This is a genomic window from Variovorax sp. P5_A3, assembly GCF_056400665.1.
This window is the reverse complement of the sequence record NZ_JBFUKW010000082.1, coordinates 1-399: the sequence shown is the minus strand read 5'-3', so window position 1 is coordinate 399 and position 399 is coordinate 1. Positions and strand designations below refer to the sequence as shown.

Annotated in this window: 1 protein-coding gene; it reads left to right on the top strand. The window is 64.4% G+C overall.

Translation table 11 applies throughout. From position 1 onward, the window contains the following. Window positions 1-399, top strand: a 399-nt coding sequence (locus AC1D3B_RS36260) for a methyl-accepting chemotaxis protein (RefSeq protein ID WP_478195482.1), incomplete at both ends; no start/stop codon positions are given.

Below are 399 nucleotides of genomic sequence, written 5' to 3'. Positions count from 1 at the left end.
ATCGAAGTGCAAAGCCGCGACGAGACGGGTCAACTGCTGCAGGCGCTGAAGAACATGAACGACAGCCTGGCGAAGGTGGTCGGCGAGGTGCGTACGGGCACGGACACGATCGCGACCGCGTCGAGCCAGATCGCGACGGGCAACCAGGACCTGTCGTCGCGCACCGAAGAGCAGGCCAGCTCGCTGGAGCAGACGGCGGCCTCGATGGAAGAACTCACCAGCACCGTCAAGCAGAACGCGGACAACGCGCGCCAGGCGAACCAACTGGCCGTCTCGGCCTCCGAAGTCGCGGTCAAGGGCGGCAGCGTGGTCTCGCAAGTGGTCGACACCATGGGCTCGATCAACGCCTCATCGCGCAAGATCGTCGACATCATCGGCGTGATCGATGGCATTGCCTTC